Origin of the sequence: Acetobacter indonesiensis (assembly GCF_000963945.1) — a bacterium.
Classification (GTDB): Bacteria; Pseudomonadota; Alphaproteobacteria; order Acetobacterales; family Acetobacteraceae; genus Acetobacter; species Acetobacter indonesiensis.
Genome location: NZ_BAMW01000026.1, coordinates 15746 through 37063 on the forward strand (window position 1 = coordinate 15746; position 21318 = coordinate 37063).

A 21318-nucleotide genomic window follows, 5' to 3' on the forward strand; every position below is an offset into this window, starting at 1 on the left:
AGTTCATTACGTTCAAAACACATCTTGCTAAGACGTGCACACTAGCCTCTCTATAGAAGCAGAAGGCTATCCCGGCGCTCTTTACCGTTTTTGCCGGGGTTCTGACAGGAGAAAAATTTGATGACGCAAAGGCCTGCCTCTTCCGCAGCCTCGGCTTTCACGCGCTGCATGCCACTCGACAAGCTGGAATCATCCCAAGGTCTCAAGCGGGTTCTGGGTCCCGGCAGTCTGGTGGCCCTGGGGGTAGGTGCAACAATCGGGGCTGGCCTGTTTTCACTGACGGGCATTGCCGCGGCAGAAAATGCAGGCCCTGCTGTTGTCATTTCCTTTCTGATAGCCGCCATAGCGTGCGGATTCGCAGGGCTGTGCTACAGCGAACTGGCCAGCATGATTCCCATTGCAGGCAGCGCCTATACTTACGCTTACGTAACATTGGGCGAACTGATGGCATGGATCATCGGGTGGGATCTGGTGCTGGAATACGCGGTCGGGGCCGCCACCGTGGCCGTAAGTTGGTCACGCTATGCGGTGTCATTGCTGGATTCGTGGGGGCTTGTTCTTCCCCCCCGCCTGACAGCATCGCCGTTTGAAACGGTCCATCTGGCGGATGGCAGCACCGTATCCGGGCTGATGAACCTGCCAGCAACTTTTATTATCTGTCTGGTATCGTGGATTCTTATCCGGGGTATTTCGCAGTCAGCACAGGTCAATGCGGTTATTGTCACCATCAAACTGCTGGTGATTGCCGCATTCATTGGCTTTGGCATTTCCTACATCAACCCATCCAACTACCACCCTTTCATCCCCCCAAATGACGGCACTTTTGGTCATTATGGCTGGTCTGGCATCATGCGGGCGGCTGGTACAATCTTCTTTGCCTATGTCGGGTTTGATGCGGTTTCCACCACCGCGCAGGAAACCAAAAACCCGGCCCGTGACATGCCCATTGGCATTCTAGGCAGCCTGCTTGTGTGTTCAATCGCTTATATCGTTTTCTCCTTCGTCATGACCGGCCTTGTAAACTACAAGGACATGCTGGGTGACGCCGCCCCCGTTGCCACCGCCATTAACCGCACCCCGTATCAGTGGCTGCAACTGGCGGTAAAAATCGGCATTATCTGCGGCTTTACCTCCGTGCTGATGGGCCTGCTACTGGGCCAGAGCCGCGTCTTCTTTGCCATGGCCCGCGATGGGCTGCTGCCAAGCATGTTCAGCAAAACCCACCCCCGCTATCAGACACCGTGGCTATCTAACGTGTTTTTCATGGTGTTGACCTGTCTGCTCAGCGCGTTTCTGCCTATTTCAGAACTTGGTCACATGACATCAATCGGCACATTGCTGGCATTTGTGCTTGTCTGTGCGGGCGTCATGGTGCTGCGTCGCAAATCCCCCGATGCCCCGCGCGCCTTCAAGGTGCCCGGCGGGGATATTATCCCCATTCTGGGCATTGTGTGCTGTGGTTCGGTCATGATCTCACTCGACACACTTACATGGGTGCGTCTGGTGGTCTGGCTGGCTATCGGTATGGTCATTTACCTGTGCTACGGGCGGTATCGCAGCCGCCTTGCGCGAACCTGATATCTGCTGCTGCGGGGTTGCATAACACGGCGGGGGGCGCATACTCCGCCCCGCCGTTCACCCCGTCGGCTCTGCCTGTCTCTGGCCGCTCACTCCCTGCCCGGCCATACCAGCGCCGACACGCAAGGAGATTCCGCCCATGAAGGCCGGTCGCTTCCCCCTGGCCCGCCCCCGTCGCAACCGTTTTGATGACTTCACCCGTCGTCTGGTTGCTGAATCCTCTCTGGGCATCAACAACCTGATCTGGCCGATATTCTTCACGGAAGGTACCAACACCGTGACAGATGTGGCCTCCATGCCGGGCGTGCAACGCGTCACGCTTGATCGGCTGGCAGCCCATGTTGAACCCGCCGCCAAGCTGGGTATCCCTGCCGTTGCCCTGTTTCCCGTCACCCCCATGGAAGTGCGGGACGCCAAGGGCACGGAAGCCCTGAACCCGGACAATCTGATGTGCCGGGCCGCGCGCCTTCTGAAAAAAGAATTCCCCAATGTGGGGCTGATTGGGGATGTGGCGCTAGACCCCTACACCAGCCACGGCCACGACGGCATTATCCGTGATGACTACGTGGTGAATGATGACTCCGTCACGATCCTGACGCAGCAGACCGTTAATCAGGCTGCGGCCGGGGTCGATATCATTGCCCCGTCAGACATGATGGACGGTCGCATTGGAGTGATGCGTCAGGCCCTGGATCAAAACGGGCTGGTGAACACCCGTATCATGTCTTACGCCGCCAAATATGCCAGCGCGTTTTATGGTCCGTTCCGTGATGCACTGGGTTCGGGCGGTATGCTGAAGGGCGACAAAAAAACCTACCAGATGGACCCTGCCAACAGTGATGAAGCCCTCCGTGAAGTGGAGATGGATATCGCTGAAGGGGCCGATATGGTTATGGTCAAACCCGGCATGCCGTATCTGGATATTGTACGGCGTGTGCGTGAGACCTTTGCCGTGCCCACCTATGCGTATCAAGTGTCTGGCGAATACGCGATGCTGATGGCCGCCATCCAGAATGGCTGGCTGGACCACGAACGCGCCGTGATGGAAAGCCTGCTGGCCTTCCGCCGTGCCGGTGCCAATGGTGTGCTGACATATTTTGCCATTGAAGCCGCCGAACGCATCAAACAGACCTACGGCGTGTAAGCACACCGTCTTCACAGTGATATTAAACTGCTGCGTGTTCTGCTTACCATAAACAGAGTGCGCAGCAGCCCATCATCCTGTTAGAGTTGCCTCTGGACGGTGCCTGCCCCGCCCCACAGCATTTTTGACCGGATAGGATTCATGGTTTCCACACTGCGTCACCCGCAGTCTTTCTTCACAACGGCTCCGCAGCCGTGCCCTTACCTGCCCGGCAGGCTTGAGCGCAAAGTCATTGCGGATCTGGCTGTGCCAGACGCCGATGCCCTGCATAGTCGCCTCTCACGCGTTGGGTTTCGCCGTAGTCACACGCTGGCCTACGCCCCTGTCTGTGAAACCTGCGCAGCCTGTATTCCCATCCGTATTCCCGTTACGCAATTTGCACCCGACCGTACCCAACGGCGCACCGTGCGTCACAATGCGGATCTGGCAGCACGCATTATCCCCCCCACGGCGACGCAAGAACAGTATGATCTGTTTGCCCGTTATCAGGATGCCCGCCACGCGGAAGGAGACATGGCGGACATGAACGCCGCCGAATACCGCAGCATGGTAGAAGACACCACGGTGCAGACCATGCTGGTCGAATTCCGCACACCCGCACGTCAACTGATGGCCGTCAGTCTGGTCGATCGTCTTGAAGACGGTCTTTCTGCTGTTTACAGTTTTTACGAACCTGACGCGCCACAGCGGTCACTGGGCAGCTTTGCCATTCTCAGCCTTATCAAAGAAACAGAGCAGCTGGGATTACCCTATCTTTATTTAGGCTACTGGATCAGACAGAGCCCCAAAATGGCGTATAAGGCCCGCTATCACCCGGCAGAAATCCTAAGCCACGGTACGTGGCATACATTAGATACGGCAAACCCACCCGCCGATGATCCGCGGACATTTGAATAGCCCCGTTTACTTCCCCGGTTTGAGAAAGCCTGCCTGATTACGCCCACGAAAGCATGAAAAGTTACTAAGCCACTATTGGCAAAAATGGCAGGTGGCAGAAGCAACGACGACTGGCCGGTTTATTGAAAAACCCAGCCTGTCGTCCGCCCTATATTGCGATGCCTAAAGCAGCTTAGGAAAAGACTGGTCAGGCTTTTTTCAAAGCCCAGGCTGGGGCAGATTTGCCCACAGCAGCCCGGCGGCCAACCCATTCCTGCAAGTCTGCAAATTGCCGCACCCGCACAGCACCCGGCCATAACAGCCCTTCTTCGGCAGAGAACACGATGGCCTGCTTCAGCCCGCCATCCGCATATTTCTGCAAGGCCACGCCCAGTCCTCGCGCCATAACCGGCAACTGGTCTGCCGGGAAAATCAGGAAGCGCCGGTTGTCACCCAACACCGCAACCTGATTCCCCTCAGCGGGGCTGCATGTTTTGGCAAACTCGCCTTCCTTGAGGTTGAGAACCTGACGGCCGGAGCGTTTTTCCGCCACCATCGATTCTTCTTCAACCAGCATCCCGCGACCGGAACTGGATGCGACAAGGCGCTTCGCCCCCTCCCGCACCGGGAACACAGTTATCAGGTCTTCATCGTTTGAAAGGTCAAACAGCAATCTGACAGCCTGCCCATCCCCACGCCCACGCGGCAGGTCAGCGCCTTTGACCGTAAATGCCTTCCCATCTGTCGCAAAGAAGCACAGTTTATCGGTCGTCTGGCATGGCACTGCCAGTTTCAGGGCATCGCCTTCCTTGAACTTCTGGTTTTCCACATCAACCGTGTGGCCCTTAACAGCCCGCACCCACCCTTTCTGCGACAAAATCAGGGTTAGTGGTTCACGTTCAACCGTTTCCACCACAGAAATATCAATGGCGGCAGGGGCTGACTGCAATGTGCTGCGACGCTGGCCCAGTTTACCAGCCCCGAACTGCCTCACCATGCCATCAAGCTCACGCCCGATGCGGTTCCAGCGCAGTTTTTCATCACCCAACAGTTTAAGCAGCTCGTCACGCTCGGCAGACAGTTTGTCATGCTCCTTGCGGATTTCCAGCTCCTCCAACCGACGCAAACTGCGCAGGCGCATGTTCAACACCGATTCCGCCTGCAAATCTGTCAGGGAAAAGGTGCTCATCAGGCTAGCTTTCGCATCATCTTCTTCACGGATAATGCGGATCACTTCATCCAGATTCAGATAGACCGCCAGAAAACCGGCCAGAATTTCAAGGCGGCGCTGCACGGCGTCCAGCCGGTGGCGGCTGCGCCGCTCCAACACGTCATGACGATGGTTCAGCCACGCCTGAAGCACGTCTTTCAGGCCCAGCACACCCGGTGCCCGATCAGCCCCCAGAACATTCATGTTCAGGCCAAACCGGCTTTCTAGCAGGGTTGCCCGGAACAGGGTTTCCATCAGCACTTCAGGTTCAATGCCGCGGGTCTTGGGTTCAAGCACCAGACGAATAACGTCCGTACTTTCATCCCGGATATCCCCCAGCAGAGGCAGTTTTTTCAGTTCAAGCAGATCAGCAACCTGTTCTATCAAGCGCGATTTCTGCACCTGATACGGAATTTCGGTAACAATAATCTGCCATGTGCCAAAACGGCCCTGCTCTACTTCCCAACGGGCCCGCATACGAAAGCTGCCGCGCCCGGTTTCGTAGGCTTTCAGAATGGCGTCTGAATCTTCAACAATCAGCCCACCTGTCGGGAAGTCAGGGCCCGGCATAAGGGCCAACAAATCCTGCGTGGTGCTTTCGGGTTTGCGCACAAGCAGCGCTGCGGCCGCACAGACTTCTGCGGCATTATGCGGCGGGATGCTGGTGGCCATACCAACCGCAATCCCAGACGCGCCATTGGCCAGCAGATTGGGGAAGGCTGCGGGCAGCACAACCGGCTCCTGCTCCTCACCATCATAGGTAGGGCGGAAATCAACGGCATCGTCCTCAATACCGTCCAGCAGGGCGCGGGCGACTTCTGTCAGGCGGGATTCGGTGTATCGCATGGCGGCGGCGTTATCACCGTCAATTGAGCCGAAATTGCCCTGCCCTTCCACCAGCGGATAGCGGGCTGCAAAATCCTGCGCCAGACGCACCAGCGCTTCATAGACTGACGCATCCCCATGCGGGTGGAACTTACCAATAACGTCACCCACCACACGGGCGCATTTCTTGAACCCGGATGAAGGATCAAGCTTCAACTGATGCATGGCGTACACCAGACGCCGATGCACAGGCTTCAGCCCGTCACGCACATCAGGCAGAGAACGCGACATAATAGTGGACAGCGCATAGGCCAGATACCGTTCGCTTAGCGCATCCGCCAGCTTGGTTTCTTCCACATGGCCTTCAAATGTCTCGCTCATTTCCTGCTCCCCGGACACTGTGCAGGCTCTCGCCCGCCCGAGACATAGCCTTGCTTGCTATTTTGTTCCAGCCCTGAGCAAAGAGTTGAAGGCCGGTCCTCTTTCCATTCCGCGTAATTGTGCTGATATGCTGTTCTGACAACGGCCTTCGGAACAAACAAATGCCCCAGACGTCAAGAAGGGTCTTCCTCTCCGCCGTTGCCGCAGGGCTGTGTCTGAATAGTCTGCCGGGTGATGCGTTTTCCGAACCGGAAGCGGCTGTTCCCCCGTCACCACAGCCTGTGGCAACTGTTATCCCCCTGTGGCCGGCTGAACCGCCGGGTGGTGGTGGCCCGGACGAGGCCCTGCCCATGGTCTCCCCCGCCGGGTCAATTTCCCGCATTGCCCGGCCGCAGTTACAGGTCTTTCGGCCTGCCAGACCAAATGGAGCCGCCGTTCTGGTGGCCGGTGGTGGTGGGTATCAGCACATTTCCATGCGGCACGAATCTCTGCCTGCGGCGCGCTGGTTACAAAAACTGGGGGTAACGGTTTTTGTTCTTTCTTACCGTCTGCCTGAAGAAGGCTGGCATGCCGGTGCGCTTGCCCCCGTGCAGGATGCCCAACGCGCCATCCGCTTGATCCACGCCCAAGCTGACCAGTATGGACTAGACCGTAAACGGATCGGGGCTTTGGGGTTTTCGGCCGGTGGGCACTTAATGGGCCTGTGCGCCGCCCGCCCAGACTGGCAGACCTACCCTGCCATAGACAGCGCCGACAGCCTTCGCCCTGATATTAACCTTGTGCTGTTGGCCTACCCAGTGGTGACGCTTGAGGCCCCGTATCTGGGCACACGGTCACGCAGAACCCTGCTTGGCCCGCACCCAACCCCGGCCGAGGCCACCGCATGGTCTGTGCAAACCTATATTCACAAAGGGTGTCCGCCATTTTTTCTGGTTCAGGCTGCGGATGACCGCATTACCGTGCCTGAAAACACGGCGGTGCTTCAGGCTGCGTGCCAACGCAACACCGTGCCGGTGACACGCTACATCTTTCCCTCTGGCGGCCATGGGTTTGGTCTGGGCTACCGCGAAACTGCCACAGCCACATGGCCGCACCTTGCCGAAAACTGGATGAAACAGCAGCATTTCATTGCATGAATGCGATCTCACGCCCGCCGCCTGTCCGATCTATTGGTGCTGAAAAGTGGCTCTGTGTGTTCGCTTGGTTAGTTTTCCACACCATCAGCAGAATTTTCCGCGTCAGAGGAAGCGTCCTCCTGCGTTTTTTGCACAAGACGGGCAACGCGGTCTTCCAACCACTCGCGGGCCGCGGGCATTCGTCTATGACGCTGGCCAAAAGCATCCCGTGCCAGAAAAAAACCGGTCAGGCGCAGGCCCGCCAGCCAGTCATCCCACGTTCCGGAATCATCATCCGTCAGCAGAAATGCCGGTAATGGTAGCAAACGGTCTTTCCATTCGCCCGCACCCTCTTCCGTCACCGCGCACCCGGTACGGGGCGAGACGTAAACAAGCCCTGTTGTTGCCCCTGTAACAGCACACCGGGTCAGGTTAAGCCCAAACCCCAGATCAGCCAGCAGCGCCAGTTCCCACCGCACAACCTGCGGCAGACCTTCGCGCTCGGTCAGGGCCGGGTCCATACCTAGAAAAGTCAGTAATTTTAATGTGTGGGCAAACAAGGTCGGGCATGGCTCGCCCTCTGGCAAAGCGGCATCTGCCAGCACACAGACCGATTGCATCATGGACAAAGCCAGCGGCGCATCCAGCAGCCGAAACCCACACCCATACAGCATTTCGCCCGTCAGGCGCGGCATACTGCCCGCTGTGCGGCTTTGAAAGCGGGCTTTGACCACATTACCGGGCTGCCACAACGCAGCCCCGGTGCGCGACCGCGCACCAAACGCCACACCATGCACCAACCCGTTTTCTTCGGTCAGCACATGCACGCGGGCGTTATTTTCCCCCATGGGGGCAGCAGAAAGCACAAGGGCGGGAGCCTCCCTGTCATGGGAAGTCCCGCCCTGTAGCATTACGCGGCAATCAGCCTGAAATCAGACGCCGGAAACTTTTGCCACTTCAGCAGCAAAATCATCGGCTTCTTTTTCAATGCCTTCACCCAGGTGGAAGCGATCGAAACCAACCAGCTTAACGCCAGCTTTTTCCAGAACGCTCTTCACGCGGGTTTCACCGTCATGCACCCACACCTGCTCAAGAAGAACAACTTCTTCATAGAACTTGCGGATACGGCCTTCGATCATCTTTTCAATGATGGCTTCCGGCTTGCCAGATGCACGAGCCTGTTCGATCAGAACAGCGCGTTCACGTTCAACTTCTTCCGGGTTCAGGCTGGAAACATCCAGTGAAGACGGACGGGTTGCCGCAACGTGCATACCAACCTGACGGCCCAGATTTTCAATGGCATCATCAGCGGTCGGGGCTTCAATAGCAGCCAGAACACCAATCTTGCCCAGGCCCGGACGCAGCGCACCATGCACGTATGTTGCCACAACGCCAGATGGCACCGTGAACACGCGGGCGCGACGCAGGGACATGTTTTCGCCAATGGTGGCAATCAGGTGCGTCAGTTCATCAGCAACCGTACGGCCGGATTCCAGCGTAGCTGCCTTGATGGCTTCCAGATCTTCACCCGTCTTCAGGGCAACCTTGGCAACGGCTTCCACAAAGTTCTGGAAAGCTTCGTTACGGGCCACGAAGTCGGTTTCAGCGTTCACTTCAACCATGGCGGCTTTTTTGTCTTCAGACGCAACGCCTACCAGACCTTCAGCTGCCGTACGGCCAGATTTCTTGGCAGCAGCAGCCAGACCTTTTGTACGCAGCCAGTCAATAGCGCCTTCAATTTCGCCGTTGGCTTCGTTCAGGGCCTTTTTGCAGTCCATCATGCCTGCGCCAGTCTTTTCGCGCAGTTCCTTTACCAGTGCAGCGGTAATGGCCGCCATGTTCTGTCTCCTTAAAAACCGGAACGCGCCCGTGTGGGCGCGCACCAGACTGTCATCATGCCTGAGGTCAGGCAGTCATCACATCTGAAACAGGCGGGCAAAAGGCCCGCCTGTCAGTCACTTTATCAGCCAGCAGCCGGAGCAGCGGCTTCAGCAGCAGGGGCTGCTTCTGTTTCAAGTGCCGGGTCAATCGGCAGTTCTTCAGAAGCACCGAAATCCTGACCAGAAGCACCCAGTTCTGCAGAAATACCATCCAGAACTGAAGAAGAAACCAGATCGCAATACAGGGAGATAGCGCGAATGGCGTCATCGTTACCCGGAATTGGGAAGGTTACACCCTTCGGGTCAGAGTTGCTGTCCAGAATAGCAACAACCGGGATACCCAGTTTGTTGGCTTCTTCAACAGCCAGCTTTTCCTTGTTGGTGTCGATGATGAACAGGATGTCGGGCAGACCGCCCATTTCCTTGATCCCACCGAGCGAGCGTTCAAGCTTGTCACGGTCGCGGGTCATTTCAAGAATTTCTTTCTTGGTCAGACCGGCCGTGCCGCCGTCCAGCATTTCTTCAATCTGGCGCAGACGCTTGATGGAACCCGTAATGGTCTTCCAGTTTGTCAGCATCCCACCCAGCCAGCGGTGGTTCACGTAATACTGGCCACAACGCTTTGCAGCTTCAGCAATCGGTTCTGCAGCGGCGCGCTTGGTGCCAACAAACAGAACGCGGCCACCGCCAGCAACCGTGTTGCGGATTGCCTGCAGGGCGCGGTCAAGAAGACCAACGGTCTGCTGCAGGTCAATGATGTGAACCTGGTTGCGCACGCCGAACAGATACGGCTCCATACGCGGGTTCCAGCGACGGGTGTGGTGACCGAAGTGAACGCCAGCTTCCAGAAGCTGACGGAGTGTGAAATCAGGCATCGCCATTGGCGTCATTCCTACCTTTCTGGTTAATCCTCCGCAAAGCACTGTCCTGCGTAAACAGGACACCAGAGGTGTAAGGCTTTGCGTGCGTCGTCCCGGCCTGGGCCAAGCGATGCCGATATGGCGTTTTTCGCGCCTTCATGCAAGCAAAACTATTGTTTCAGCCTTCCTGCCGTGGCGTGGCAGCCTTGTTCGGCACGCCATGCCGGGCCAGCAGACTGCGCAACGCCTTAACAATAGGGAACACCTCTATGTTGTGGTCGCCGCCCTGCTCACGCCAGGCTTTCTGCTCCAGTTCCACAATTTCACGGTCTTCTTCAAATATCCGATGCGTGAACAGCCCCAGCGCTGGCCATGCCAGATCAAGCAGGAAACCCCATTTCGGCTTTTTCACAGACAGCAGACCAAAGGCCTGTGTGCCAAACTGATCAGACCCCAGTGGCGTGTAGCACACCCACAGATCCATAATCAGATCCCCATCCTTGTCGTGAATTTTCAGTGTCTGGTATGGGTAGGTGGTGCGGATAGAAACAATTTCCTCCACCGGCTGTTCGCGGCCTTCAAGGTCGCGATGTTTGCCAAAAATCAGGGCTTCGGCCAGAGGCTGGTTGCCGCCTTTGCGCGCAAAGCTATAGCGGGCTTCCAGAAAATTCTCGCCTTTATCTTGCCCCATGAAGCGGGCCGTGATGGAGCCCATCTGCCGACGGTGCAAAAACTGATGGTTCATATCCATCAGGTTTTCATGCATGAACGTATAATGGCATTTCAGGCGCGGCCCGAACTGGCGGGTCTTGAATTCCGGATTCCCCACCTGCGCAATATCTGGCACCGGCACGGTGTCAGCCAACGCCGGGTCACCCGGAAAAATAAAAATAAGGCCTGACTTTTCGCGGCAAGGATAGGCTTTTACCGGCCTACCCACGTCCTCACGATTCAGGTAGGGCACCGTCACGCACCTCCCGGCCCGATCAAACGCCCAACCGTGATAGCAGCATTTAATACAGTCGCCCTCGACCATTCCCTTGCTTAAGGGCACCTGCCGATGGGCACATCGGTCTTCCAGAGCATAGACCGGCCCTTTTTCAGGGCGAATCAGTGCAATAGGGTGGCCAGCATAGCGGGTTGGGAAAGCTTTACCCGCGCGCACCTTGTGCGACCACGCGACGGGATACCAGAAATTAGGGTCACAATCGATTTGCCGCAGATCATACTCCGGCATGTTCTGCTGGGGTGCGGTTGCTTTAGGGGGGGCTTCAACCAGCATAGCGTCCATATCCTTTCTGCTGACCCGAGGCTCATGCCCAGAAAGGAACCGAACCTCACATCTCTGATACAGCCGTCAAAACTGGGCCTTTGTCGGGCATCAGACAAGCCCTGACACTGCATGTCAGATTAGCCGAACCGTATTTACGCCCAGCAGGAAGGCGTTCGCCCACTAAAAAAACGCCCCACCACCACATTACGTGGCAATGGGGCAATCCTCGGTTAGTCCAGAGTGCATTTCTTAGCTGTCGCCAGAAATAAGCCTCTTAGTTTTCAGGCTGGGTTTCCGTGTGCGGGGGCGTGCTTTTCTGATGCGTATGCTTGCCGTTCTTGTGCTTACCCGGCTGGTACGCATGGGGGGCTGTCAGCGACTGCTTGGTCGTTTCAGTCGTATCGGCTGGTTTATCATTCGGCGGCGGCTGCGTGCCCGGCTGCTCGGCTTCAGTGCGCGGATTGTTCCACAGCTTTTTGGATGGTTCCACGCGCTTGCCGTTTTCATCCTGCGCTGCTGGCGGAACCTTCCCTACCTGTGCGGCGGCAGAGTCTGCCGTGGGGGTTTTTGTGTTGTCAGCCTGTGCAAACGCAAATGCCGGAGCCACCAGCAGGGAAGCGGCCAGCACAAAAGAAGATGTTTTTGAATGCATAATATTCTCTCTCCGTCTTATCTTTCAGACACGTCTCCTGACAAAACGGAGTATTTTTCATACGGTTCCATTTTTTATGGAGGCAACGGAATATCCATCGCAGCACATAATTTGTTAAACCCTGCCTGACACTGCGGCAGCGGGCGTCCATCCAGAGACGTCACAGACCGCGCCCCAAGGCTGTTGATCAGATAAACCGCTTCGGCGTCATAAACGCGCTGTGGGATTATTTCAGCCTCTGCAACCAGCCCTGCCCCCAGCAGCACCGCACGGGCCACACCGGGCAAAGCGCCTTCGGTTATCGCAGGGGTCAACCATCGCCCACTTTCCTGAATGACCACCGTACTCACCGTGGTATCCGCCACACGACCGGCCAGATTCAGAATAAGCGCATCCCCACACCCTGCCCGTGCGGCTTCCTGTCGCGCCAGAATGAAAGGTAAATAATTCAGGCTTTTCATCTGGCACAAAATGGATTTTTCATCCTGACGCACCCTTTTACTGGTCAGGACAGACACGCTAGAACAGGTGGGCACACCCAATGTCACCGTCATGAAAACTGTGGGGACTGGGTTTTCAGGGGGCAGAAGGCCACGCGGCCCTACACCCCGTGTCACAGTCAACCGTGCTGACCCTTGCTGAATGTCGTTAGCCTGACACAATGCCTGCCCTGCCTGCTGCACATCTTCCAACGACGGCACCGGCAGGTCCAAAATAGCTGCCCCCGCCTGCAAACGGGCCATATGCAAATCAAGATACATTAACATTCCGCTGTGCACGCGGAATGTTTCAAACAGGCCATCCCCCAATGTCAGTCCACGATCAGTCACGCTGACATGGGCCAGATGGGCGTCACACAAACAACCGTTCAACCAGACGACACTCATGCACCATCCCCGAACAGAGAGAAAAACGGAGCCAGTTTCAGCCGCATTTCCTCATACTCCTTTTCAGGATCAGAAAGAATGGTAATCCCCCCACCTGCTGCAATTTTCAGATGCTTTCCCGCATGAATAGCCGAGCGAATAATCACGGAACTCTCCATCCGTCCGTCAATACCGATGCTGAAGACGCTTCCACAATACGCGCCCCGAGGCGATGCCTCCAGCTCATCAATAATTTCCAGTGCCCGATGCTTTGGCGCACCCGTCACGGAACCGGGTGGCAATGTGGCCTGTAACAGATCAAACACATCGCGCCCTGTAGCCAACTCACCCTGCACTTCTGAAACAAGATGATGCACATGGGCAAAACGCTCGACTTTCAAAAACTCGGGCACGCTCATGCTCCCTACCCGGGCCACACGCCCAATGTCATGGCGCATCAAATCAACAATCATCAGGTTTTCAGCACGTTCTTTTTCATCATTCGCAAGACGTTCAGCAAAAGCCTCATCGTCTGCGGCGGTGGCTCCGCGAGGCGCTGTACCTTTTATGGGGCGTGATCTGATTGCTCCATTCCGGTCCACCTGTAAAAAACGTTCAGGCGATGTTGAGTGCAGCACATATTCTCGCCCACAAGCCAGATAAGCCGCAAACGGCGCTGGCGCATGCTCACGCAAAGCCAGATAAAGCGATATATCCGAATAATTTTCAGGAAATTTGGCTTTATAGCGGCCAGTTATATTCACCTGAAAAATATCACCCGCCGCAATATAGTCTCGTGCCTTCGCGACTGCCGCACAATAGCTCTGCTGTGACTGATCCGCTTCAAATCTCAGGCGTGGCACGTCTGGTATTACTGGAGGGGAGTGCGGCAGGACTTCCCAGCCTGGCAATAGACGTAGAAACAGTGTTTTTCCTACATCCTCTGTCGATGAAAACCCTGTCAGAAAAGCGCGTTTTTCAACCCTGTCCCATACAATGGCACGGTCGTAAAACGCAGCGGCAAAATCTGGTTCATCCGTTACAGGCTGGCGGGTAACAATCTGTTCAAGCGACACCCCCAAGCCATAGCCTGCAAAACCAACCCAGCCACCAAAAAATGGAAGTTCTGCTACAGTTTCATCGCTACCCAACCAGCCGTGCGGCATCTGCATTTTAAGAGACGCAAACAGTATTTCCGGGTGAAACGGCACAGGCAGTGCATCATCACAGAGCAGGAAACCATTTTGCACCCTCACAACGCAGTCCGGGGTCCGGCAAAATATCTGCCATCGACTGCGGTCCTCTAAAGGGCCAGAACTATCCAGAAAAGCACACCATTCGGTATCAGCCCATGCAGCAAAAACAGCAGCCGGGTCACGCCATGGCAGTTCGTGAGCCCAGATGCACACTGTCCCCATACTCTTTGTTCAGTCCTTTATTTTTCGCCACGAAGACAGTTCTTCAATAAATCGGTTAAGACCCAAAATGGCGTTCGATCTAACACAGGCATGATGGGCTCTGCGGCTAACCACCCACCATCCTGTCTAGCAGCGAGCCTTTTACCGGACGCACCGAAACACGGGCAGTTTCACAACCATTCGTTACACCTGTTCAACACGTGAAATTCCTTCCAGTGTTTTTAGCTTCTGGCTTAGCATGGGCGTAACCCGATATCCGCCTTTCAGGCGCACTTCAACATCACTGGTCTCATCCAGCCCCGGCATCAGTACAACGCGACCAGCACCGCCGCGCTGTTCGTTCAGAAGTTGGCTTAACTGCGCCAACACGGCTTCCTGCTCCACCCAGACGCGCAGTTCGCTCTGGCCCTGTGCGGCGGCCTGTTCCAGTTCCATCACATCAGTGGCGGTAATACGCAGGGCTTCGCCTTCAAGTTTCAGGTCAGCTTTTACCAGAACGGCTGTCCCTGCAACCAGACTTTCCCTGACACGACTGAGAACTTCAGAAAAAAGTGTTACTTCGCATCCACCCGAGGCATCTGACAGTCTGACCCAAGCCATTTTATTGCCTGTGCGTGTGGGGCGTTCCTTTTTATCAACAACGCAGCCCGCAATGCTGACACGCATGACCCCGGCCTCTGCCGCAGACATCAGGGCTGAACAGCGAGTAGCCCCCAGGCGACGCAGCACAGGCCCATAAGAATCAAGCGGATGCGCCGTCATGTGGAAGCCAATGGCTTCTGCTTCCATAGCCAGACGCTCAAACTCCGGCCAGTCCGGCCCGTCTTCCAACCGCAGCGGCTCAACATGGCCGCCCCCACCAAACAGACCAATCTGGCCTGATGCCGCCTCCTGCGCCTGACTTTGGGCACGGCGCAAAATAGTCTCAGCAGAGCGATAAACACGCGCCCGGTTTTTATCCAGACACTCAAACGCACCCGCTTTGGCAAGATTTTCCATCTGCATGCGGTTAATCTGTTTGGGGTCCACCCGCGTGGCGAAATCAGCAAGATCCTTGAACGGCTTACTCCCACGCGCCGCTGTCAAAGCCTCCATCGCACTGAAGCCAACCTTCTTGATGGCAGCAAGAGCATAGCGAATACCATTAGTGCCATCAGGCAAAGTCTCAACCGAGAAATCGGCTTCCGATTTATTCACGTCAGGGGGCAGAACCTTGATCCCCATCCGTTCGGCTTCCTGCCGTAACGCCGCCAGTTTTTCCGTCCGTTCGCGGGCCAGAGACATACAGCCTGCCAGAAACGCTACAGGATGATTGGCCTTCATCCACGCCGTTTGGTAGGACACCAGAGCATACGCCGCCGCATGGGATTTATTAAAGCCGTAGTCAGCAAATTTTGCCATAAGGTCAAACACCTCAACAGCTTTGTCACGATCAATGCCGCGTTTGACGGCTCCTTCGGTAAAGATTTCGCGCTGGGTATCCATTTCCGCACGAATTTTCTTACCCATGGCACGACGCAAAAGATCAGCGCCGCCAAGGCTATAGCCCGCCATTTTCTGGGCAATCTGCATCACCTGTTCCTGATAGACCATGATGCCATAGGTCTCTTCAAGAATATCGCGGATTTCTTCGTGCGGTGGCTCCCAGGCCTCACCATGTTTTCTGCGGCAATAATCAGGAATATTCGCCATTGGCCCCGGTCGGTACAGGGCCACAGCCGCAATCAGGTCTTCCAGACGTGTGGGGCGCATCTGTTTCAGAACGTCGCGCATGCCCGCGCCTTCAAACTGGAACACGCCTGCCGTGTCCCCGCGGCTTAACATTTCATACGTCAGCGGGTCATTCAGCGGGATACGGCTCAGGTCAACCTCAATGCCCATTTTCTTCAGAAAGCCAACGCCACGCTGCAAAATGGTCAGCGTTGTCAGGCCCAAGAAGTCGAACTTGACCAGTCCGGCCTGTTCAACAAACTTCATGTTATATTGTGTAACCAGCGTATCGCTTTTCGGGTCTCGATACAGCGGCACCAGTTCGACCAGAGGCCGGTCCCCAATCACCACACCTGCGGCATGCGTACTGGCGTGACGGAACAGCCCTTCAAGCTGCTGGCCAATTTCAAGCAGCCTGCGGAGCGATTCATCGCTTTCCCGCATTTCCTGCAATTTTGGCTCACCTGCGATTGCTTCTTTCAGCGTCACAGGTTTTGCAGGGTTATTGGGTATCAGTTCAGCAACGCGGTTGACCATCCCATAGGGCAGACCAAGCACACGCCCCACGTCACGCACAGCCGCACGCGCCTGCAATTTCCCAAAGGTAATAATCTGCGCCACACGGTCTGCACCGTATTCACGCCGCACATAGGCAATCACTTCATCACGCCGGTCCTGACAGAAATCGATATCAAAGTCAGGCATGGACACACGTTCGGGGTTCAGAAACCGTTCGAACAGAAGATTAAAGGGCAGCGGATCAATATCCGTAATGGTCAGCGCCCACGCAGCCAGAGACCCAGCGCCCGACCCACGCCCCGGCCCTACGGGAATATCATGCGCCTTCCCCCACTGGATGAAGTCAGCCACGATCATGAAGTAACCGGGGAACCCCATTTTAGAGATAATATCGAGTTCGAACGCCAGACGTTCCTGATATTTCTTCTGGGTTTCGTCATCAAGCGCCATACCCGAAAGACGCTTTTCCAACCCTTCCCATGCCATCGCACGCAGGGTTTCATCTTCCGTTGCCCCTTCACGCACCTTAGGGCACATGGGCAAGAGCGGTTTGCGCGTTTCAACCTTTACGGCACAGCGACGCGCAATTTCTAACGTGTTGTCACAGGCATCGGGCAGATCAGCAAACAGTTCCCGCATGACCGAAGGCGGCTTGAACCAGTGCTCGGGCGTCACGCGCCAGCGGTCACGCTCCGCCATGGTGCGGCCCTGCGCAATACAGATCAGCGCATCATGGGCTTCATACATTTCCGGCTTGGGGAAGAAGCACTCATTTGTCGCGACAAGAGGCAGGCCAAACTGGTCGGCCAAGCCCAGCACGCCCGGTTCGACTGCTCTTTCCACAGGCAGGTTGTGGCGGTGCAGTTCAACAATCAGTCGGTCGTCAAAAACCTCGTGCAGTTGTGCCAGCCAGCGTTCGGCTTCGTCCTTCTGGCCTTCTGCCATCATCTGAAAGAGCGGCCCCCGTGTGCCACCCGTCAACAGCATCAGCCCTTCCGATTTTTCAAAAATGGTCTGAAGCGCCACAACCGGGTCAGACGGATCAGACTCCTTGAACCCTGCCGAGGACAAAAATTGCAGATTGGTGAGCCCGATCTCATTCTGGGCCAGCAAAACAATGGGCTCAGCCGGGGCTCCGGGCTTGTCATTCCGGGCCGCAAGACCAATCTGGCAGCCAATAATGGGCTGCACGCCTGATTTTGTGCAGTATTGCGAGAATTCAAGCGCGCCAAACAGATTGCCCGAATCGGTAATAGCCACCGCAGGCATATGCATTTCTTTGGCCATGCCTGCCAGTTCTGGCACGCGGATGGCCCCCTGACTAAGGGAGTAAGCGGAATGAACACGAAGGTGGACAAAATCAGCGTAGGGCATGGGTCTTCCTACCACAGCCTGAACACAATCTCACCTCTTGCAACGCGTTTATCCGCGCCTAAATAGGTGACACTTCTCTCCGGTTCTTATCCGCATTGCCGGTAGGGGGCACAGCACCGTTTCCCCAAACGGGTATCTGCTTTAAAACCAAGAACATGACGCAACAGCCCCCTCCTTTACGCCGTGGCTGGACCACCGGAAGCTGCGCCACAGCCGCAGCCAAAGCCGCGTGGTTGGTATTGATGGGACACACGCCACCTGCAACGGTTTCTATTTCGCTCCCTAACGGGCAGCAGGTCGTTTTTGCCGTGTGCCGATACGGGGTGGACAACGGCAACCCGTTTGCAGAAATTATCAAAGACGCGGGCGATGATCCGGACGTTACCCACGGCGCAACCATTCGGGCCACAGTACGGCCTCTTCCGGCAGGCCACGGCGTCTGTTTTCGCGCAGGGGATGGTGTTGGCACCATTACGCGCCCCGGCCTGCCCCTGCCGCCCGGCGAGGCCGCCATAAATCCCGTCCCGCGCGCCATGATCTGCACGGCCTTGGCCGAAGCCAACGGCAGCCTGCCTGATGCCGAAGTCACCATTTCTGTCGCAGATGGGCTGCACCTTTCACAGCGCACCCTTAACAGCCGATTGGGAATAATCGGTGGGCTTTCCATTCTGGGCACCACCGGGATTGTGGTCCCCTTTTCCTGCGCGGCATGGATCAGCAGTATTCATCGCGGCATTGATGTTGCCCGCGCTGAAGGCCTGACGCATCTTGCTGGATCAACCGGGAATGTGTCTGAAAAAGCGGTTCAAAAACACTATAATTTACCAGAAACCGCACTGATAGAAATGGGCGACTTTGTTGGCGGTATGCTGAAATACTTGCGTCAACACCCCATTGAACGCCTGACGATTGCGGGCGGCATTGCCAAAATGACCAAACTTGGCCAAGGCCGTCTGGACCTTCATTCCAAACGAGGTCAGGCCGACATGGCAGCACTCGCCCAACTGGCGGCGAGCAGTAATGCTACCACGGATGCTCTTGCCGCCATTGCAGCCAGCCCAACCGTTGCGGAGGCCTTTTTAGTCGCAACGCAAGCCGAAATTCCACTGGGAAACCTTATCGCCCAATCCGCTCTTACAACGGTTTTAGAAACCTTGGCCCCGACACCCTGTCAGGTTGATGTTCTGGTTTATGACCGCGCAGGCCAATACGTAGGGCACGCAGGCCCCGCTCTGCCAGAACGACACGCCTAACTTCTGAAGCGACGCCTGTAGTCAGGGTCATAAAGCGCGCTTTCCCGAAAATCTTTCTTGGCCAAAGCGGGACCAACCAGAATAAGGGCCGTACGTTCAATCGGGTTTTTGGCAAGCTCTTCTTCAATCGTTGCCAACGTGCCACGCAGAACGACCTCATCTGGCCATGTTGCGCGGGCCACAATAGCAACCGGGCAGTCTGATCCATAAAAAGGTGTCAGTTGCTCGACAATTTTATCAAGAACATGCACAGCTAGATGAATGGCAAGTGTTGTGCCGGTTGCTGCAAAGGCCGCCAGATTTTCGCGCTCTGGCATGGCAGAAGCCCGGCCTGTTACACGCGTCAAAACCAGACTTTGCGCCACACCGGGTATTGTCAGTTCCTGCCTCAGAACAGACGCGGCTGCGGCAAACGCTGGCACACCCGGCACCATACGCCACGGAATAGCATGTTTTTCCAACCGTCTGATTTGTTCAGCAACAGCACTGTAAATGGACAGATCGCCCGAATGAAGACGCGCGACATCCTGCCCTTGCTGATGGGCGCGCACATATTCTGCCTCAATTTCATCTAACGTCATCGGGGCGGTATCCACCAGCCGTGCATCAGGTGGGCAGAACGTCAGCATATCAGGCGGCACGATTGACCCCGCATACAGGCAGACAGGGCAGCTTGCCAGAATATCGCGCCCGCGCAGCGTCAGCAGATCAGCCGCCCCCGGCCCGGCCCCGATAAAATGAACTGTCATTGTGCTCCTCCTTCAGCCAAAGCCCCTGCCAGCGCGCAGGTGACATGATCTGCTGCCCGCCGAGGCACCAGCAGCACTGCGCCTCGACCTGCCGCAGCAAGTGCGCAGGCTTCAGCCACTGACGCCATACCTGTTTCTGAATATGTTTTTTGTGAAAATGTCTGACATTTCACCTGAACATCCAGCATATCCTGCTGACTGATCCAGACAAGTTGCAGCCCAAGTTCTGACGCAACAGCAACGGGCAGTGTACTCTCATGCTTAAATGCCGGAACCGCAAGATGCGTCATTTTAGAAGTGTTGCCGTCTTGCACAACGGTTTTTGCCAGTGCCACGGCTTTCTCAACCGTTGCGCGACTATTCCAGCCCATGCCCAGCACGCTCATTGTGTGTACGGCTTCCAAGCCACCCACTGCGTCACGCTCATACCCGGACGAAAACCGTGGAGCGAGCCGACTGTCTCTAACCGCGCAACATTCAGCCGCGTTAACGTGCCGCCCCAGTCCTGCATGGCCTGAAACAGGCGCAGTTCTGTTTCAACCACAACCGCGTTCACCACCATGCGCCCACCGGGCTTTAACGCAGCCCATGCGGCCTCCAGCACGCCTGGCTTACTGGCACCGCCACCGACAAAAATAGCGTCAGGTGCAACCAGTTTTTCAAATATTTCCGGGGCAGAGCCTTCCGCAATCTGTAATCCCGGCACACCCAGGGCAAGCGCGTTGCGTCCAATGCGGGCTGCCCGTTCTGGCACCCGTTCGATGGCTATAGCCTGACATATGGGATCAGACAGCATCCATTCTATGCTGATGGAGCCCGCCCCCCCACCAACATCCCACAAAAGCTCGCCTGCCCGCGGCGCAAGAGAGGAAAGTGTGACAGCGCGGATTTCGCGTTTGGTCAGTTGGCCATCGTGCTCAAAACAGGAATCAGGCAACCCCGAAACGCGCGGCAGCGTGCGTGCTAAAGTGTCGGCCTGAACCTCCAACGCAAGCATATTCAGGCGCGCAACCGGTGCGGGTGGTCCTTCCTGTGCTGTACAGAGCGTTATTTTTTCATGCTCTCCGCCCAGAGCCTCCAGAATATAGCAACGCGTTGTGCCAAACCCACGCTCTGTCAGCCATGCCAGAACCGTAGCAGGCGACGTTTCATCTGCACAGAGAACCAGCAGTCGTGCTGCCGGTTGTAAAAATGGCAGCAGCAATTCCTTGGCCCGACCACATACCGACAATACCCGGCAGTTTTGCTGCGCCCACCCCAAGCGGGCACACGCCAAAGAAACGGATGAGGGTGCGGGAATAGACAGCATTTCAGAAGGCTGAATAAAACGTGCCAAACTGGCCCCCACCCCGTAGAAAAAGGGATCTCCCGAAGCGAGAACAACCGTCGGTTGCCCCCGTCGTACCACAACCTGCTGCACACCGTCCGCAAACGGTGTAGGCCAGACATGCGCCTCACCCGACAAAAGAGACCGACATTTTTCAAGATGCCGTGCACCACCGATAACATATGGCGCAGTTTGCACACGATGCCGCGCCACAGCCGACAATCCGTCTATGCCGTCCTCACCCACGCCAACAAGAGTTAACCATGGCTGTGTCAGCATGAGTCCTCCTTGTGCAGGCTGTCTGTTTT

General features: G+C 56.3%; 17 protein-coding genes. 5 read left to right on the plus strand and 12 right to left on the minus strand.

Annotation, left to right across the window (positions count from 1 at the left end; genetic code table 11):
* Nucleotides 1–120 precede the first annotated feature (120 nt).
* From Abin_RS08265 to Abin_RS08275, 3 genes are all read left to right on the plus strand, one after another.
* Nucleotides 121–1578: an amino acid permease gene (locus tag Abin_RS08265; RefSeq protein ID WP_048845878.1), complete on the plus strand. Its 1458-nt coding sequence runs from the start codon at nt 121–123 to the stop codon at nt 1576–1578.
* A gap of 139 nt (nt 1579–1717) precedes the next feature.
* The gene (gene hemB / locus Abin_RS08270) at nt 1718–2722 is read left to right on the plus strand and encodes a porphobilinogen synthase (protein WP_048845879.1); all 1005 of its coding nucleotides are present in this window, start codon (nt 1718–1720) and stop codon (nt 2720–2722) included.
* 141 nt (nt 2723–2863) lie between these two features.
* On the plus strand, nt 2864–3619 hold the full coding sequence (locus tag Abin_RS08275; RefSeq protein WP_048845880.1) for an arginyltransferase: 756 nt from the start codon (nt 2864–2866) through the stop codon (nt 3617–3619).
* Nucleotides 3620–3806: 187 nt separating this feature from the next.
* Here Abin_RS08275 and parC read toward each other — a convergent pair whose 3' ends face one another.
* On the minus strand, nt 3807–6014 hold the full coding sequence (gene parC, locus Abin_RS08280; protein ID WP_048845881.1) for a DNA topoisomerase IV subunit A: 2208 nt from the start codon (nt 6012–6014) through the stop codon (nt 3807–3809).
* Nucleotides 6015–6175: 161 nt separating this feature from the next.
* On the opposite strand from parC, the gene Abin_RS08285 reads away from it, so the two are divergent.
* A complete protein-coding gene (locus tag Abin_RS08285; protein ID WP_048845882.1) occupies nt 6176–7150 on the plus strand; it encodes an alpha/beta hydrolase in 975 nt (324 codons plus the stop codon).
* 68 nt (nt 7151–7218) lie between these two features.
* On the opposite strand, the gene recO is transcribed toward Abin_RS08285, so the two are convergent.
* The 8 genes from recO to dnaE all read right to left on the minus strand — a co-directional run bounded on the left by recO (nt 7219) and on the right by dnaE (nt 17681).
* The gene (gene recO, locus Abin_RS08290) at nt 7219–8040 is read right to left on the minus strand and encodes a DNA repair protein RecO (RefSeq protein WP_048845883.1); all 822 of its coding nucleotides are present in this window, start codon (nt 8038–8040) and stop codon (nt 7219–7221) included.
* A 21-nt stretch (nt 8041–8061) separates the two neighbouring features.
* Nucleotides 8062–8967 carry a translation elongation factor Ts gene (gene tsf / locus Abin_RS08295; protein WP_048845884.1) on the minus strand — a complete coding sequence of 302 codons (906 nt, stop codon included), beginning with the start codon at nt 8965–8967 and terminating at the stop codon, nt 8062–8064.
* A 125-nt stretch (nt 8968–9092) separates the two neighbouring features.
* Entirely contained in the window at nt 9093–9890 is a 798-nt protein-coding gene (rpsB, locus tag Abin_RS08300) for a 30S ribosomal protein S2 (RefSeq protein ID WP_048845885.1), read from the minus strand.
* A 157-nt stretch (nt 9891–10047) separates the two neighbouring features.
* Nucleotides 10048–11151, minus strand: a complete 1104-nt coding sequence (locus Abin_RS08305; protein ID WP_048845886.1) for a Rieske 2Fe-2S domain-containing protein — start codon at nt 11149–11151, stop codon at nt 10048–10050.
* Between the two features lie 265 nt (nt 11152–11416).
* Nucleotides 11417–11794 (minus strand): hypothetical protein, encoded by a 378-nt coding sequence (locus tag Abin_RS08310; protein WP_048845887.1) that lies wholly within the window; start codon nt 11792–11794, stop codon nt 11417–11419.
* A gap of 74 nt (nt 11795–11868) precedes the next feature.
* A complete protein-coding gene (locus Abin_RS08315) occupies nt 11869–12681 on the minus strand; it encodes an aminotransferase class IV (protein WP_048845888.1) in 813 nt (270 codons plus the stop codon).
* Nucleotides 12678–14078, minus strand: coding sequence for an anthranilate synthase component I family protein (locus Abin_RS08320; protein WP_048845889.1), 1401 nt, complete (start codon nt 14076–14078; stop codon nt 12678–12680). Before Abin_RS08320 ends, Abin_RS08315 begins: the two co-directional genes overlap by 4 nt.
* Before the next feature lie 183 nt (nt 14079–14261).
* Entirely contained in the window at nt 14262–17681 is a 3420-nt protein-coding gene (gene dnaE / locus Abin_RS08325; RefSeq protein WP_048845890.1) for a DNA polymerase III subunit alpha, read from the minus strand.
* 155 nt (nt 17682–17836) lie between these two features.
* Between dnaE and Abin_RS08330 the strand changes: the two genes are divergently transcribed.
* A complete protein-coding gene (locus Abin_RS08330) occupies nt 17837–18934 on the plus strand; it encodes a cobalt-precorrin-5B (C(1))-methyltransferase (RefSeq protein ID WP_048845891.1) in 1098 nt (365 codons plus the stop codon).
* On the opposite strand, the gene cobM is transcribed toward Abin_RS08330, so the two are convergent.
* The 3 genes from cobM to Abin_RS08345 are packed head-to-tail and all read right to left on the minus strand — an operon-like array spanning nt 18931 to nt 21289.
* Complete coding sequence (cobM, locus tag Abin_RS08335; protein WP_048845892.1) at nt 18931–19683, minus strand: precorrin-4 C(11)-methyltransferase; 753 nt, start codon at nt 19681–19683, stop codon at nt 18931–18933. The two genes, Abin_RS08330 and cobM, sit on opposite strands and share 4 nt — an antisense overlap.
* Entirely contained in the window at nt 19680–20069 is a 390-nt protein-coding gene (locus Abin_RS08340; RefSeq protein WP_048845893.1) for a cobalamin biosynthesis protein, read from the minus strand. The genes cobM and Abin_RS08340 overlap by 4 nt, the downstream gene beginning before the upstream one ends.
* A complete protein-coding gene (locus Abin_RS08345) occupies nt 20066–21289 on the minus strand; it encodes a bifunctional cobalt-precorrin-7 (C(5))-methyltransferase/cobalt-precorrin-6B (C(15))-methyltransferase (RefSeq protein ID WP_048845981.1) in 1224 nt (407 codons plus the stop codon). Before Abin_RS08345 ends, Abin_RS08340 begins: the two co-directional genes overlap by 4 nt.
* Nucleotides 21290–21318: the final 29 nt, after the last annotated feature.